The sequence below is a fragment of the Hydrogenophaga crocea genome, from assembly GCF_011388215.1.
Classification (GTDB): Bacteria; Pseudomonadota; Gammaproteobacteria; order Burkholderiales; family Burkholderiaceae_C; genus Hydrogenophaga; species Hydrogenophaga crocea.
The window spans coordinates 4,230,627-4,244,800 of record NZ_CP049989.1; the positions used below are offsets into that span (position 1 = coordinate 4,230,627).

At 70.8% G+C, this 14,174-nt stretch carries 14 protein-coding genes; 4 read left to right on the forward strand and 10 right to left on the reverse strand.

Going from position 1 to position 14,174, the window contains the following annotated elements:
• Nucleotides 1-64: 64 nt before the first annotated feature.
• The 3 genes from G9Q37_RS20090 to G9Q37_RS20100 are packed head-to-tail and all read left to right on the forward strand — an operon-like array spanning nt 65 to nt 3,603.
• Nucleotides 65-2,719 carry a PAS domain-containing protein gene (locus tag G9Q37_RS20090; protein WP_166230117.1) on the forward strand — a complete coding sequence of 885 codons (2,655 nt, stop codon included), beginning with the start codon at nt 65-67 and terminating at the stop codon, nt 2,717-2,719.
• Nucleotides 2,716-3,150 carry a response regulator gene (locus tag G9Q37_RS20095; protein ID WP_166230119.1) on the forward strand — a complete coding sequence of 145 codons (435 nt, stop codon included), beginning with the start codon at nt 2,716-2,718 and terminating at the stop codon, nt 3,148-3,150. The genes G9Q37_RS20090 and G9Q37_RS20095 overlap by 4 nt, the downstream gene beginning before the upstream one ends.
• Before the next feature lie 18 nt (nt 3,151-3,168).
• Nucleotides 3,169-3,603 carry a universal stress protein gene (locus G9Q37_RS20100; protein ID WP_166230121.1) on the forward strand — a complete coding sequence of 145 codons (435 nt, stop codon included), beginning with the start codon at nt 3,169-3,171 and terminating at the stop codon, nt 3,601-3,603.
• 22 nt (nt 3,604-3,625) lie between these two features.
• Here G9Q37_RS20100 and G9Q37_RS20105 read toward each other — a convergent pair whose 3' ends face one another.
• Genes G9Q37_RS20105 through G9Q37_RS20125 form a run of 5 tightly spaced genes read right to left on the reverse strand, consistent with a single transcriptional unit; the run spans nt 3,626 to nt 7,860 of the window.
• Nucleotides 3,626-4,276: a tetratricopeptide repeat protein gene (locus tag G9Q37_RS20105; protein ID WP_166230123.1), complete on the reverse strand. Its 651-nt coding sequence runs from the start codon at nt 4,274-4,276 to the stop codon at nt 3,626-3,628.
• Nucleotides 4,273-5,064, reverse strand: coding sequence for an SDR family oxidoreductase (locus G9Q37_RS20110; protein ID WP_166230125.1), 792 nt, complete (start codon nt 5,062-5,064; stop codon nt 4,273-4,275). Before G9Q37_RS20110 ends, G9Q37_RS20105 begins: the two co-directional genes overlap by 4 nt.
• Nucleotides 5,061-5,747, reverse strand: coding sequence for an iron-containing redox enzyme family protein (locus G9Q37_RS20115; RefSeq protein ID WP_166230127.1), 687 nt, complete (start codon nt 5,745-5,747; stop codon nt 5,061-5,063). Before G9Q37_RS20115 ends, G9Q37_RS20110 begins: the two co-directional genes overlap by 4 nt.
• 26 nt (nt 5,748-5,773) lie before the next feature.
• Nucleotides 5,774-7,240, reverse strand: a complete 1,467-nt coding sequence (locus G9Q37_RS20120) for an AMP-binding protein (RefSeq protein WP_166230129.1) — start codon at nt 7,238-7,240, stop codon at nt 5,774-5,776.
• Nucleotides 7,237-7,860, reverse strand: coding sequence for a thermostable hemolysin (locus G9Q37_RS20125; protein WP_166230131.1), 624 nt, complete (start codon nt 7,858-7,860; stop codon nt 7,237-7,239). The genes G9Q37_RS20120 and G9Q37_RS20125 overlap by 4 nt, the downstream gene beginning before the upstream one ends.
• Nucleotides 7,861-8,083: 223 nt before the next feature.
• Here G9Q37_RS20125 and G9Q37_RS20130 point away from each other — a divergent pair, with 223 nt between their 5' ends.
• On the forward strand, nt 8,084-8,542 hold the full coding sequence (locus G9Q37_RS20130) for a hypothetical protein (RefSeq protein ID WP_166230133.1): 459 nt from the start codon (nt 8,084-8,086) through the stop codon (nt 8,540-8,542).
• Between the two features lie 85 nt (nt 8,543-8,627).
• Here G9Q37_RS20130 and G9Q37_RS20135 read toward each other — a convergent pair whose 3' ends face one another.
• The 5 genes from G9Q37_RS20135 to G9Q37_RS20155 are packed head-to-tail and all read right to left on the reverse strand — an operon-like array spanning nt 8,628 to nt 14,174.
• Nucleotides 8,628-10,898 carry an ATP-binding protein gene (locus tag G9Q37_RS20135; protein ID WP_166230135.1) on the reverse strand — a complete coding sequence of 757 codons (2,271 nt, stop codon included), beginning with the start codon at nt 10,896-10,898 and terminating at the stop codon, nt 8,628-8,630.
• Entirely contained in the window at nt 10,895-11,419 is a 525-nt protein-coding gene (locus tag G9Q37_RS21915; protein ID WP_166230137.1) for a putative pterin-binding protein, read from the reverse strand. Before G9Q37_RS21915 ends, G9Q37_RS20135 begins: the two co-directional genes overlap by 4 nt.
• A gap of 29 nt (nt 11,420-11,448) precedes the next feature.
• Nucleotides 11,449-12,549, reverse strand: a complete 1,101-nt coding sequence (locus G9Q37_RS20145) for a protein-glutamate methylesterase/protein-glutamine glutaminase (protein ID WP_166230139.1) — start codon at nt 12,547-12,549, stop codon at nt 11,449-11,451.
• A gap of 24 nt (nt 12,550-12,573) precedes the next feature.
• Nucleotides 12,574-13,254 (reverse strand): chemoreceptor glutamine deamidase CheD, encoded by a 681-nt coding sequence (cheD, locus tag G9Q37_RS20150; protein ID WP_166230141.1) that lies wholly within the window; start codon nt 13,252-13,254, stop codon nt 12,574-12,576.
• Complete coding sequence (locus tag G9Q37_RS20155) at nt 13,251-14,174, reverse strand: CheR family methyltransferase (RefSeq protein WP_166230143.1); 924 nt, start codon at nt 14,172-14,174, stop codon at nt 13,251-13,253. The genes cheD and G9Q37_RS20155 overlap by 4 nt, the downstream gene beginning before the upstream one ends.

Sequence of the window (14,174 nt, forward strand, 5' to 3'; positions counted from 1 at the left end):
ACACGACGCCATCAGGGGAGCAAGGGCTGCGGCGCCTGACCGCGGCCACGCGGGAGCGCGCGGCATGAGCCCGCGGGCCGACCGCTGGACGCCGCCGGGCCGCTGGTGGCTTCCCGTGCTGTTCGGCCTGTTCGCCCTGGCGGCGACCGGCGTCAACTACCTCAGCGGTCTGCGCGACCTCGGCACCCAGGTGGAGCAGGCCGAGTCGCGCCGCCTGTTCGAACGCCTGGTGATGGAGCAGACGCGCATGCGGCTGCAGAACCCCGACACGCCCCAGCCGCTGGTGCAGCAGGTGATCGACGGCCTGGCGCGTTACCAAGGCCTGGCCGAGGCGATGCTGGTGCGCGCCGACGGCATGGTGATCGCGGCGCTGGAGCGCAAGGACGCCGGCCGCCCCTTCGAGGCGCTGCTGAACGAGCGGCCCGAGCTGGCCCACCTGCGCGAGTTCGCCCAGGGCCCGGTGAGCGGCCCGACCCTGCCGGTGCTGGTGCAGCGGCGCGCCGGCACCGACGAGCTGGTGGGCGTGGTGCCGTACCCCACGGGGTCGCGCCTGTTCACCGTGGTCGACCTCGGCGTGCCATTGGCCCAGCGCCATGCCCAGCTGCGCCACGAGGTGCTGCGCGAATCGCTGCTCATGCTGGTGGTGGTGGCGGCGCTCGCGGTGCTGCTGCACCTGCTGTGGTTCCGCCGCGCGCAACGCCTGTCGGCCACGCTCGCGGCGTTCGGCGAAGGCCGGCTCGACCACCGCACCGGCCTGCGCGGACAGGACGAACTCGGCCAGATCGGCGCCGAGGCCGACCGCATGGCCGAGCGCCTGCAGCAACAGCAGCAGCAACTGCGGCAGCTGCACGCGCTGGTCGACCGCTCGCCCGCGGTGGTGATCGAATGGGCCAACCGGCCCGGCTGGCCCATGACCTACCTGAGCCGCAACGTGGCCCAGTGGGGCTACGCGCCCGAGGAGCTGCTCAATGGCGCGATCGACTGGGACGATCTCGTGCATCCCGACGACGTGGCCCAGATGAACGCCGAGATCGCGGCCCACTGGGCCGCCGGGCGCAACGAGTACCGGCAGGAATACCGGCTGCGCCGCGCCGACGGCGGCTACGCCTGGATCGACGACCGCACCTCGATCGCGCGCCGCGCCGATGGCGACATCGACAGCATCAGCGGCATCCTGCTCGACATCACGGCCCAGAAGCAGGCCCAGTTCGCGCTGCGCGAGCAAAGCGAGGTGCAGCGCCTGTTCTACGACCTGCCCTTCATCGGCATGGGCATCTCGTCGCCCGGCAGCAAGCAGTGGCTGCAAGTGAACGACCGCCTGTGCGAGATCCTGGGCTACACGCGCGAGCACCTGATCAACACACCGTGGACCGCCTTCACGCCCCAGCCCGATCTGGACCGCAACCTCGAGCTGCTGCAGGCCATGATGGACGGCAAGACCGACCACTACATGATGCAGAAGCGCTTCGTGCGCGGCGACGGGCGCCTGGTGCACACGCTGCTGGACGTGCGCGCCGTGCGCGCGGCCGACGGTTCGCTGCAGCGCCTGTTCGCCACCGTGCAGGACATCACCGAGGCCCTGCAGTCCAGCGAGGCCTTGCGCGAGCAGAAGGCGCTGCTGGAGCAGGCCGAAGGCCTTGCGGGCCTGGGCAGCTGGCAGTACGACGCCGGGCAGCGCCTGGTGCTGTGGTCGAACCAGATGTTCCGCAACATCGGGCGCGACCCCGCGCTCGGGCCGCCGGCCACGCTCCCGGACTACCTGGACTGCCTGCACCCGGGCGACCGCGAGCGCATCGCCGACTTCATGCGCTCGGCCGGCAGCGGTGGCGGCGTGATGCACACCGAATTCCGCCGCCACCCCGACCTCGGTCCCGAGCGCTGGTTCCGCGCCAGCCTCGAACACCACCGCACGCCCGAGGGCGGCTCGCGCTACTCGGGCACCTTGCTCGACATCACGGCACTCAAGCGCGCGCAGATCGCGCTGCAGCAGACCAATGCCGAGCTCGAGCGCCGCGTGGCCGAACGCACCGAGCAGCTCAGCGTGGCCAACCGCGAACTCGAGGCCTTCACCTACACCGTGTCGCACGACCTGAAGGCGCCGCTGCGCGGCATCGACGGCTACAGCCAGTTGCTCGAAGAGGAGTACGGCCCCACACTCGACGACGACGCGCGCGGTTTCATCGTCCGCATCCGGCGGGGGGTGGGCCAGATGAGCGCGCTCATCAACGACCTGCTGGCCTATTCGCGCATGGAACGCCGCACGCTCGATCCGCAGACCATGAACCTGCACGCCACGGTGGCGCGTGTGCTCGACGAGTTCGGCGCCGACCTCGAACGCAGTGGCGCGCGCGTGGCGGTGAACGTGCCCGAGATCTCGCTCATGACCGACCGCGAAGGCCTGGCCGTGGTGCTGCGCAACCTCGTGGGCAATGCGCTCAAGTTCGCGCAGCCGGGCCAGCCGCCGCAGGTCGAGGTGGGTGCGCGGCGCGAAGGCGATCGCCACCTGGTGTGGGTGCGTGACCAGGGCGTGGGCTTCGACATGAAGTACCACGACCGCATCTTCGGCATCTTCCAGCGCCTGCAGCGCGCCGAGGACTACCCCGGCACCGGCGTGGGCCTGGCGCTGGTGGCCAAGGCCATGCAGCGCATGGGCGGCCGTGTGTGGGCCGAGAGCGAGCCCGGCCAGGGCGCCACGTTTTTCCTGGAGTTCCCGTCATGAGCTCACGACAGGTGCCGCTGCGGCCCATCCTGCTGGTCGAGGACAACCCGATGGACCTCGACCTCACGCTGCGTGCGTTCAGCAAGCGCAACTTCTCCAACGAGATCATCGTCGCGCGCGACGGCGAAGAGGCGCTGGCCTGGCTGCCGCGCTGGGCCGCGGGCGAGCCCATGCCGGCCGTGGTGCTGCTCGACATCAACCTGCCGCGCGCGAGCGGCCTGGAGGTGCTCAAGGCCTTTCGCGAGCACCCGCAGGCGCGGCACGTGCCGGTGGTGGTGCTCACGTCCTCGCGCGACGACCGCGACCTCAAGGCCGCGTACGACCTGGGCGTGAACTCTTACATCGAGAAGCCGGTCAGCTTCAACAAGTTCATCGAGGTCGCCGGGCACATCGAGTTGTACTGGTGCGTCTTCAACGAACGCCCTTACTGACCGCCACAGGAGTCGCCCATGCACAAGGTCCTGATCCCCATCGATGGTTCGCCCGAGGCGCTCGCGGCAGTGCACCACGTGCTGCAGCTGGTGGGCCAGGGCCTGCGGCTGCGTTGCGTGCTGGCCAATGTGCAGGAAAGCGCTTCACTCTACGAGGTGGTGACCGCGCCCGACCCGGCCGTGCTGCAGCGCGTGGCCGACGGCGCGGGGCGCGACCTGCTCAAGCCCGCGCAGCAGCTGCTGGCCGCGGCGGGCGTGGCCTTCGAGCAGGAGGTGGTGCAGACCGGTGAGGTCGCGCAGGCCCTGCTCGACGTGGCCGAGCGCCACGGCGTGCACGCGATCGTGATGGGCGCGGGCGCCAGCGGCCTGGGCGATCGGGTGCTCGGCTCGGTCTCGCTCGACCTGGTGCGCGCGGCGCCGGTGCCCATCACGGTGGTGCGGGCCCGGGGCTGAGGCGCGGGCCACGGCACGCGCTTCAGCGCGCGCTGACCAGCTTGGCCTGCAGGGCCTTGATCTCGTCGCGGCGGCCCGCGTCGGCCAGCGGGCGGCCGGGGCGCGCCGGGGCGGCCAGCGCGCGGTCCAGGTAGACCTTGGCCTGGTCGGCGCGGCCGGTGTCGGCGAGCAGTTCGGCGTAGAAGAAGTTGGGGTCGATGCCGTTGGGGTTGATCGCCAGCGCCTGCTTGAACAGCGCCTCGGCCTTGGCCTTGTCGCCGAAGCCGATGGGCCAGCCCGGCACCTTGTGGTACAGCACACCCAGGCTCGCGTAGGCCGAGCCGTCGAGCGCCTTGCCGTCGATCTCGATCGCCTTCTCGTACAGCGCCTTGGCCTGCTTCACGAGCGAGAGCGCGCCCATGCCGCCGCGTTCGGCGGCCCAGGAGCTCACGATGATGCCTTCCCACACCAGCGGCTCGCTGCGGTCGGCGAAGGCCTGGCTGGTTTCGCGGGCCTTGGCGCTCAGGGACTCGAAGCGCTTCTCACGCTCCTTGGGCGGCGCCTGGTAGCGGATGGTTTCCCAGTCGTGCTGCAGCGTGGACACGGCGTCGTCGACCGGGGCGGCATGGGCGGCGAACAGCGGCAGCGCCAGGGCGCAGGCCAGCAGCGGGGCAAAAAAGGTGTGGCGTTTCATGAGGAGCTTCCTTCGGAGGGCAGGGACAGGAGCGCGTCGCGGTGCTTGCGGAAACCCGCGTCCATGAGCGGGCCCAGCACGCCGTTCAGGCGCACCGCGAGGCGTTCGGGAAAACCGATGTGGCGTTCGGCGGCGCCGCTGCGCAGCAGCTCGATCAGCGCCTGGGCCACCACCTCGGGCGGGTCGCTGTGCGTCTGCGTGGCCCGGTTGAAGGCCTCGCTGCGCGCGCTGTTGAACGCGGTGCGTGTGGCCCGGGGCGCCAGCCACTGCACGCCCACGGCGCTGCCGGCGAGTTCGCGCCGCAGCGCTTCGGCCAGCCGGTGCAGGCCGGCCTTGCTGGCGCCGTACACCGCCGAACCCGGCACGCCGATGCGCCCGAGCGCCGAGCCCACGAACACGATGCGGGCCTGGGGCATCTGGCGCAGGTGCGGCAGCAGGGCCCGGGTGAGCGCGATCGGCGACCACAGGTTGAGCTGCAGCACGCGCGCGACCTCGGCCGGGTCGAGCTCGTCGAAGGCGCCGAAGGCGGGCACGCCCGCGGCATGCACCAGGGTGTCGGCGCCCCAGGCGGTGGCCGAACGCGCCACGCGGTCGATGTCTTCGGGCCGCGACAGGTCGCCCTGCACCCAGACCTGCGGCTGGTCGGCCGCGTCGGCCGCGGTGAAGTCGGCGGGCGATCGCGACACACCCATGGTGGCGGCGCCGCTGCGGCGCAGCGCGCGCAGCATGGCGCGGCCGATGCCGCCGGTGGCGCCGGTGAGCAGCACCCGCGAGCCGGCCGGCATCATGCGGCCGCCTCGGCGGGGGCGCCGGCCTGCGCCTGGGGCAGCGGCAGGCTGGCGAACACGTTGGCGTAGAGCCCGTAGAACATGCGCGCGGCGTGCACGATGGCCTGCTGGTCCTTGGGGTCGGCGATCTGGTCCATCAGCAGCGCGAAGTGCGCGGTGTGCTCCTGGTCGAGCGTGCCGTGCGAGCGCAGGTAGGAGAAGCCGCTGTCGGGCAGGTTCAGCGGGCGCTGGATGGCGTCGGCCGCGAGCAGCGCGAGCGAGACGCTGGTGCCTTCGAGCACATGCACCATGCCGAAGAAGCCCAGCGGGTTGCCGCGCTGCACGGTGTCGTAGGCGTAGGCCACCATGAGTTCGGTGGCGGCCGACGGCCGGCCGTGGCGCACGGCCTCGGCGTCGCCGCCGCAGGCCGCGATGTCGTTGAGGATCCACTCGTCGTGGCCGGCCTCTTCCTCGATGTACTCGTCGAGCGCCGCGTCGAGCCAGCGGTGGTGCTCGGGCAGTGCGGCCTTCATGGCCTTGAGCAGGGGCACCGTGTGCCGCACGTGGTGGTAGGCCTCGCGCAGGAAGGCGAGGTAGCTCGGGACCGACACCTGGCCGCGCAGGGCGCCCTGGATGATCGGTGTCTGGAGCAGGCGCTGGCGCGCCGATTCGGTGTCGGAGACGAGGGTGGTGTGAAAGCTCATGGCGGGTCTCGGGTTCGGGTTCGGATTCAGGGGGCGGTGGCGGTGGCGGCGCCGCCGTCGGTGACGGGAGGCATCAGGTCCGGGCCGTAGCGCGCCTGCACGCGCTCGCGCACCGGGCGGCCGTTGGGGGTGAAGAGGCCGCTGGCGAGATCGCTGGCGAGCTCGCCGACGGTCCAGGCGCCGATGCGCGCGTAGTCGGGCAGCCGGGCGTTGGCGCGCTCGACCGCGCTGGCAATCGCGGCCGCGGGCAGGCTGCCTGCCAGCGGCGTGGGCCAGATCACCGCGCTCAGGTGCACGCGGCCCTCGCCCATCACCACCGCCTGCGCGATCGCGGCTTCGCCGGCCAGCGTGGTCTCGACCCATTCGGGCGACACGTTGCGGCCGTAGGCGGTGATGAGCACGTTCTTGCGCCGGCCTTCGATGAACAGGAAGCCGTCGTCGTCGATGCGGCCCAGGTCGCCGCTGGGCCACCAGTCGGGGACCGGCGCGGTGTCACCCAGGTAGCCCAGGTGCAGGCTGCCGCGCACCTCGATCTCGCCCGAGGGCGAGATGCGCAGCTGCGCGTGCGGCAGGGCGCGGCCCGCGCTGCCGGCGCGCTCGGCCCCGGGCAGGTTCAGCGTCTGCACCGACGCGCCTTCGGACAGCCCATAGCCTTCGAACGCCGGCACGCCCAGCGCCTTCGCCTGGGCCAGCAGCGGCGCGCCCACGGCGGCGCCGCCCACGGCCACGAAGCGCAGGCCCGGGTGGGCGCGCTGGCCGGTCTGCGCCAGCCAGCCGCACCAGGCGCGCAGCATCTGCGGCAGCAGGATGACGCTCTGGACATCGAGCACGCGCAGGGCGCGGTCGAAGGTGGCGGGGTCGAAGCGCGACGAGCCGCTGAGGCCGACCCGGGCCGTGGGCAGGCTCACCAGCGTGGCGCCCTGTCGGCGCGCCGCCATCGAGCCGGCGACGTTTTCGAGCAGCACCGCGTAGGGCAGCACGCTCAGGTGGCGCTCGATGCCCAGCGGCCCCAGCGCCTGCACCAGGCCGTTGGCAATGGCGTCGAGCGCCTCGCGGCCCAGGCACACGCCCTTGGGCTGGCCGGTGGTGCCCGAGGTGAAGGTGATCTTGACGGTACCGGCCGGCATGGCGCGCGGCGTGGCCGGACGGTGCGCCATGCTCAGGGTCTCGCCCGCGACCTGCAGCGGGGCCCATGGCCACTGGGGCCACTGGGCGGCGAGCAGGGGGCTGGCGATGAGGGTGTCCACGCCGGCGGCGTCGAGCGCGTGCAAGGCCTGCTGGCTGGTGAAGAAGGGCGGCAGCGGCACATGCACCAGGCCGGCGTCGAGTGCGGCCTCGTCGAGCACCACGAAGGCCGGGCCGTTGTCGAGCAGGGTGGCGACCACGCGGGCGCCCGTGGTCGCCAGCGCCTGGCGCGCGCCCCAGACCTCGGCCTGCCAGCCGGCGGCGTCCCAGGTCTGGTGTTCACCCTGGATCAGGGGGGCGGGCGTCATGCGCGGCTCCGGCGTTGCATGGCCTGCAGCGCGAGCTGCAGCTGCCCGGCGTGCACCAGCGGGCGGTGGTCGTAGTAGCTGCCCCAGTCGGCCGCCTGCTCGCCCAGCCGTTCGGGGTCGGCCACGCCCAGGGCCAGCGGCGCCACGCCCAGTCTTACGAAGAGCTGGCGCAGCTCCTGCGTCAGGGTGCTGACGATCCAGTCGAAGCCTTCGCGCGCCAGCAGCATGGCCATCAGACCCACCAGTCGCCGGCCTTCGCCGGGCTGGATGGAGGCCAGGTGGCCCACCTCGGCGATGCGTGCGCGCGAGACCGGCGCGCCCGAGGCCATCTGCAGGTGGTGTTCGATGGGGTGTTCCAGGTAGCGTTCGAGGAACAGCGGCCCGCCGTCGGCGGCGCGGTAGCCGGCGGCGGCCACGAGCCGGTCCTGCGCGTCGCGCAGGGCAACGAGCACCGGCGCGAAGCCGCGCACCCGCGCGCCGAAGCGCTCCTGGAAGACCCCGTGGATGAAGGCCTCGACCTCGGCGCGGCGGGGGTCGTCGCGCAGCACCTCGCACAGGCGCGGGCCGTGGGCGGTGGGGCGGGGTGGGGCGGCGCAGGGCAGCGCGGCATGCGGTGGCATCGGATCTCCTGTTCGCCCGGGGGGCGGCACGTTGGGATGTGATGCTCTTGTGATGCCATTAACCGTTTCTTAAATGACGGTGCAACCGCCGATCGGCCGATTCGCGGAAATGACCTCAAGTTCGGCCCCAGTTCGACCGATAGCCTTGGGGAAGCCCAGGCCTCCCCGCCGGGGCACCCTATTTGGGGGTTTCACCATGATCCCGACCAGTCCAGCCCATTCCGTGTCGTGGACCGCCCCGGCGTCCCCGGCGGTGGTGCCCGTGCCTGCCGTCGTGGGCGTCGCGCCCGCGGCCGCCGCCGCGCGCGATCAGCAAGCCGGCCTCGAGCAGCGCCGCGGGCAACCGCGGCCGGTGCAAACGCGCGACGCCGCCGTCCCCACCGACACCGTCGACGCGGGCGCCAGTGCCAAAGAGGAACTGGCCGAGGAGCGCAGCCGGGCCCTGCGCAGCGAGCAGCAGGCGCAGCGCGCCCGCGAACAGGCGCAGATCCAGCAGGAAGCCATGGAGCACCTGCGCACGGCGCTGCGCAAGGTGTGGGACGCGAGCGGCGCGGTGGTGGACCAGGCGCTCGCGCGCGACGCCGAGGCCGCGAGTCAGCAGGCCTCGCGCGCTCGTTCGGTCGATGCCTATGGCGCGTCGACCGGAGCCGGCACGCCCACGAACCTCAGCAAGCGCGTTTGACGCGGGTGATTTGAACCAGCGCGCTTGAACCCGCGCGCTTGAAGCCGCGTGCGCGAACGGCGCGCGCAATCAGCGCCCCGCCCCCTCAGGCGTCGATGAAGACCGCATTGCCGGTGAAGGCCGGCAGGGCCTTGACGGTGTCGTGCACGTCCCTGGTCAGCCGGCGGGCCAGGGTGCGCAGCTGCGCAAGATCGCCCTCTTGGCCCGCTTTCTCGATCTGGGTCGAGACCTCGACCAGCGCGCGCAGGCCCATCAGCATGCACGAGCCCTTGAGCCGGTGCGCCTGGTACACCACCGCGGCCACATCCTCCTCTGCGAGTGCCTTCTCGAGCAGGGGGGCGGTGCCATCGGGGGCCTTGAACAGCATGTCGAGCAGTTCGTCGTGCATGCCGGGCGGCATCATCGAGAAGAGCTGGTGGTGCATGTCGGCGTCGATGAGCTCGTTCGGGTGGCGCGAGGCCGGCTGCAACGGCGTCAGCGGCGCGGGCTGGGTGTCGGTCGATTCGCCGAACAGGCCGCAGCGGCGCAGGGCGCGGCGCAGGTCGGCTTCCTGCAGCGGCTTGGGGGCGAACTGCGTCACTCCGGCTTCGGCCGCGAGCTGCCTCGTGTCGTTGACCACGTCGGCCGTGACCATGATGACCGGCACCTGGCCCGCGGCCCCGGGCAGCAGGCGGATCTCCTGCGTCGTGGCGATGCCGTCGAGCAGGGGCATGTGGTAGTCGAGCAGCACCGCGTCGAAGGTCTCGCGGTTGAGCAGTTGCAGCGCCTCGAAGCCGTTCTCGCAGAACACCGCTTCGTGGCCCATGCGTTCGATCAGCAGGTTCAGGTACTTGAGGTTGACCGGGTGGTCTTCGGCCACCAGCAGGCGCAGCCGGCGCGCCGGCGGACGGCGGCGGTCGCGCTCCCAGGCCGCATCGTCGAGCAGGGCGTCCTTGTCGACCGCCGGGGCGGCCGTGCGCGGCAGGCTGAGCGTGACCACGAAGATCGAGCCCTTGCCGATCTGGCTGGTGACGCTGATGTCGCCGCCCATCATGCGGGCCAGCGTGCGCGAGATCTCCAGGCCCAGGCCGGTGCCGCCCACGCGGCGTCGCAGCGAGTTGTCGGCCTGGTAGAAGCGCGTGAAGAGCTGGCCGACGGTTTCTTCGTCCATGCCGATGCCGGTGTCCTGCACGGTCATGCGGATGCCGTCGGGCAGACTGGTGTCGGTCTCGAGGATGACGTCGATGCTGCCCTGGCGCGTGAACTTGACCGCGTTGTTGACCAGGTTGAGCAGGATCTGGCGCACGCGCGTGGGGTCGGCCAGCACCCATTCGGGCAATTCGTGATCGCACACGCAGTTCATGGTCACGCCCTTCTCGTGCGCGAGCGGCTCGAGCAGGGTGGTGACCTCGTTGGCCGTCATCGCCAGGTTCATCGGCGCGGGCGAGAGCTTGAGCGTGCCCGATTCGATGGTGGACACGTCGAGGATGTCGTTGACCACGCCGAGCAGGTGATGGGCCGAGTCGGACGCGGTCTGCACGTAGTCCTTCTGCTGGCTGGTCAGGCGCGTGTCCTCGAGCAGCTTGAGCATGCCCAGAACGCCCTGGAACGGCGTGCGGATCTCGTGGCTCATGTTGGCCAGGAACACGCTCTTGGCCTGGTTGGCGGCCTCGGCCTGGTCGCGGGCGGCGGCGAGCTCGCGGCTGAGCTTCTGCAGGTTGGCGTACTGGCGCGTCTGCTGGCGGATGTGGCGCACCAGCACCGCCACGAAGAGCAGCATGGCGGCCACCTGCACGCCGGCCAGCGCGATCAGCAACAGGCCTTGGCGGCGCAGCTGGGTGTTGCGCTCGTCCAGGTAGCGGGCCACCGCGCGGTTGGCCTCGCGCGTGAGTTCGGCCAGGCTCTGGCTGAGCTCGTGGGCCATGCCGTCGATCTTCTGCAGGGCCGCGCGGTTCTGGATGAGCCGGGCGCCATCGGCGAACAGCGGGTCGGCCTCGCTGCGGAAGGCGGCGATGGCCTGCATGGTGGGCTGGTAGCCGGTCCAGGCCTCGAGCAGGTCGCGGCGCGGAATGTCGCTGAGCAAGGTGATGCGGCTCAGGAAGATCTCGTAGCGTTCCTGCAGGTCCTCGGGCAGCACCTGGGTGTTGGGTTCGCCCGCCTCCATGATGGCGTGCTCGAGCCGGCTCAGCTCGCGCTCGAGCTGGTAGGCCTGCCACATGATGGAGTCGACCTGGCGCGTGTCGGTGTCCTTGAGCAACTGCCACTGGCGCCACTCGATCAGGCCCAGCGGTGTCAGCGTGACCACAAGGATCGCGAGGATCGCCAGGGTCCAGGTGCGAGACCCCCAGGCCGCAATACCGCTCGGCTTGCTGTTCATTCGATGCTCATGCGCTTGAGTTGCCAGATCGAACGCTCATAGTACGTGGAGCTGCGCAACTCGGCCTTGCTGTCGAACGGATAGATGACAAACAGGGGACCCTTTTCACGCACGGGCATGGGCTGGTCGTTGAGCAGGCGCGCCACGATCACGCCGTGCGCCGCGGCGTCGGCCACGGGGATGCTGATGGTGTAGTCGTTGATCGCGCTGGCCTTGATGGTCTGGCCCTTGGCCTTGACGGCCGCGAGCACGTCGGACAGCAGCGGGCCGGTGAACTTCATGGGCTTGTCGAACCACGGCGTGCGCGTGGTGAAGCTCTGCTGCGGCAGCGCTTCGAGCATGGCCATGTCGAAGGCGGCGTCCTTGCCGCGGTTGGTCTGCTCGATCTGGCCGCTCACCGTGAGGATGACGCGCCCTTTGGGTTCGGGCAGGCCCTGGGCGGCGGCGGTCAGCGTCGAGAAGGCCAGCGCCAGGCCGAGGGCGAGCGCGCCACGGCGCGGCAGACGGGGATGCAGGGACATCGGGGTACTCCAGAAAGGGTGCGTTGGCATCAGATGCGGTGACGCACACCGGCCGGTGCGTTCGCCAGGCGGGCCAACACCGCCGGCGCAATCTGGTTGAGGGGCAGGACTTCGTGCGCCGCACCGTGCTGGATCGCCATGCGGGGCATGCCGAACACGACACAGCTCGCTTCGTCCTGGACGTAGTTGTAGCTGCCCGCGTCCTTCATCTCGCGCATGGCGCTGGCGCCGTCGGCGCCCATGCCGGTGAGCATGATGCCGATGGCGTTGGGCCCGATCACGCGGGCGGCGGACTTGAACAGCACCTCCACCGAAGGGCGGTGGCGGTTCACGGGTTCGGTGTCTTCGACCACGGCCACGTAGTTGGAGCCGCTGCGGTCGATGCGCAGGTGGTGCCCGCCGGGGGCGATGTAGGCATGACCGGGCAGGATGCGTTCGCCGTCGCGGGCCTCGGCCACACGGATCTTGCACAGACCGTTGAGGCGGTTCGCGAAGCTGGTGGTGAAGCCGGGCGGCATGTGCTGGGTGATGACAATGGCGGGCGAGTCGGCCGGCATGGGCACGAGCACCTCGCGGATCGCTTCGGTGCCTCCTGTGGAGGCGCCGATGCAGATGATCTTCTCGGTCGACACGCGCGGCAAGGGGGCCGCGGGCCGGGTGTGAGAAACGGCCGCGGCAGGGTTCACGCCCGGGCCGGGCGACGGCGCAGCGGCGGGCAGGCGGCGCACCTTGGCGGCCGCGGCCACGCGGATCTTGTCGGTGATGTCGCTGGCGAGCTCGTTGAGCCCCTGGCTCACGCCGATGCGCGGCTTGGCCACGAAATCGATCGCGCCCAATTCGAGCGCGCGCATGGTGATTTCGGCGCCTTGTTCGGTGAGGGTGGACACCATCACCACCGGCATGGGCCGCAGGCGCATGAGGCGCGAGAGGAACTCCAGGCCGTCCATGCGCGGCATCTCGACGTCGAGCGTGATCACGTCGGGGTCGAGCTCGCGGATCATTTCACGCGCGGCCAGCGGGTCGGCGGCCGCGCCCACGCATTGCATGTCGCTCTGGCGGTTGATGATCTCGGTGAGCAGGCTGCGCACCAGCGCCGAATCGTCCACCACCACCACTCGGGTCTTGGGCATGTTGTTCTCCTTGTCGTCGCGCCCTCAGAACAGGTCGATCGAGCCGCCCGCGGTGCTCGTGACCACGGTGGCGGCACTGCCCTTGCGTTCCTGGGTCTCCAGCGTCTCGGGGTGCGAATGCGCCAGGCGCTTGACCATGGCCTTGCCCGTGGACGGGAAGAAGCAGACCTTGCGCGGATGGATGTCCAGCACGTCCTTGGAGACGACCGCGATGCGTTCGGTCTGCAGGTAGTCGAGCACGAAGCTCGTGTTGCGCTCGCCCACGTTCATGGTGGTGAAGCTGCTCATGACCTGGCCGCCGCCGAACACCTTGGCCTGCATGGTCTCGCGCCGCGCGCCCTGCTTCATCAGTTCGTTGATCAGCAGTTCCATCGCGTAGGAGCCGTAGCGCCCGCCCGAGTCGCTGCCGCCTTCGGGCAGCATGAAGTGGTTCATGCCGCCCACGCGCACGCGCGGGTCCCAGATACAGGCCGCGATGCACGAGCCCAGCACGGTCTGGATCACGAGCGGGTCGGCGCTCACGTAGTACTCGCCCGGCAGCACCTTCACGGCGTCGCTGCGGAAGTGCGGGTCGTAGAAGAAGAACGAGGCCTCGCCGGGTTTGGGCTTGCGCGCGCGGTACTCGGCCACGCGCGAGACCGTGCCCGGGTGCGGCGTCACCGGCAGAAGGGGCTTGTGCGGCGCGGGCACCGCGGCGGCGGTCATAGGCGCTCGTACACGGTCTTGCCGCGCAGCTGGAACAGGCTGCGGGCGTCGCTGAAGTTTTCGGCGTGACCCACGAAGAGGGTGCCGCCCGGGCGCATCACGCGGTGGATGCGTTCGAGCACGGCGCGCTGGGTGCCGGCGTCGAAATAGATCATCACGTTGCGGCAGAAGACCACGTCGAAGGTGTCGCGCAACGGCAGCTCCTGCACCAGGTTCACGGGCAGGAAGCTCATGTGCTTCTGCAGCTCGGGCTTCACACGCATGTAGCCCGCGTTGGCGCCCTTGCCGCGCAGGAAGAAGCGCTGCAGCCGCTCGGCCGACAGGCCCTTGTTGCCGTCGACCTTGTAGACGCCGCGCTGCGCCGTGGCGAGCACCTTGGTGTCGATGTCACTGTTGACGATCTCGTACTGCCCGTTGGCGCCCAGCACCTCGGCGCAGGTCATGGCGATGGAGTAGGGCTCCTCGCCGGTGGACGCGGCCGCGCACCAGATGCGCCAGGCATGGCCGGGCTTGCTGCGCAGCAGCTGGGCCAGGGCGTCGAAGTGGTGCGACTCGCGGAAGAAGGCCGTGAGGTTGGTGGTGAGCGCGTTGATGAACTCCTGCCACTCGGCGCCGTCGTGGCGCTCGAGCCAGTCGAGGTAGTCTTTGAAGCTCGCGTGGCCGGTCTCGCGCAGGCGGCGCGAGACGCGGCTGTAGACCATGGCGTGCTTGCCGTCGTGCAGGCTGATGCCGGCCTTCTGGTAGATCAGCGCCTTGATGCGGGCGAAGTCGGCATCCGACCAGACGAACTCGCGGCCTTCGGCCACCGGCCCGTCATCGAGCGCCGGCCCGGAACCGGGAAACACCGCGGATCCGGCTTTGCCGGGCCGCTGGTGTTGCCCCCTCGAGGGGGTCGCGCGAAGCGCGGCGGGGGTGTTCAT

Coding starts and splice junctions, on each gene's coding strand:
- G9Q37_RS20090 (WP_166230117.1), top strand. CDS start 65: ATGAGCCCGCGGGCCGACCGCTGGACGCCGCCGGGCCGCTGGTGGCTT.
- G9Q37_RS20095 (WP_166230119.1), top strand. CDS start 2,716: ATGAGCTCACGACAGGTGCCGCTGCGGCCCATCCTGCTGGTCGAGGAC.
- G9Q37_RS20100 (WP_166230121.1), top strand. CDS start 3,169: ATGCACAAGGTCCTGATCCCCATCGATGGTTCGCCCGAGGCGCTCGCG.
- G9Q37_RS20105 (WP_166230123.1), bottom strand. CDS start 4,276: ATGAAACGCCACACCTTTTTTGCCCCGCTGCTGGCCTGCGCCCTGGCG.
- G9Q37_RS20110 (WP_166230125.1), bottom strand. CDS start 5,064: ATGATGCCGGCCGGCTCGCGGGTGCTGCTCACCGGCGCCACCGGCGGC.
- G9Q37_RS20115 (WP_166230127.1), bottom strand. CDS start 5,747: ATGAGCTTTCACACCACCCTCGTCTCCGACACCGAATCGGCGCGCCAG.
- G9Q37_RS20120 (WP_166230129.1), bottom strand. CDS start 7,240: ATGACGCCCGCCCCCCTGATCCAGGGTGAACACCAGACCTGGGACGCC.
- G9Q37_RS20125 (WP_166230131.1), bottom strand. CDS start 7,860: ATGCCACCGCATGCCGCGCTGCCCTGCGCCGCCCCACCCCGCCCCACC.
- G9Q37_RS20135 (WP_166230135.1), bottom strand. CDS start 10,898: ATGAACAGCAAGCCGAGCGGTATTGCGGCCTGGGGGTCTCGCACCTGG.
- G9Q37_RS21915 (WP_166230137.1), bottom strand. CDS start 11,419: ATGTCCCTGCATCCCCGTCTGCCGCGCCGTGGCGCGCTCGCCCTCGGC.
- G9Q37_RS20145 (WP_166230139.1), bottom strand. CDS start 12,549: ATGCCCAAGACCCGAGTGGTGGTGGTGGACGATTCGGCGCTGGTGCGC.
- cheD (WP_166230141.1), bottom strand. CDS start 13,254: ATGACCGCCGCCGCGGTGCCCGCGCCGCACAAGCCCCTTCTGCCGGTG.
- G9Q37_RS20155 (WP_166230143.1), bottom strand. CDS start 14,174: ATGAACACCCCCGCCGCGCTTCGCGCGACCCCCTCGAGGGGGCAACAC.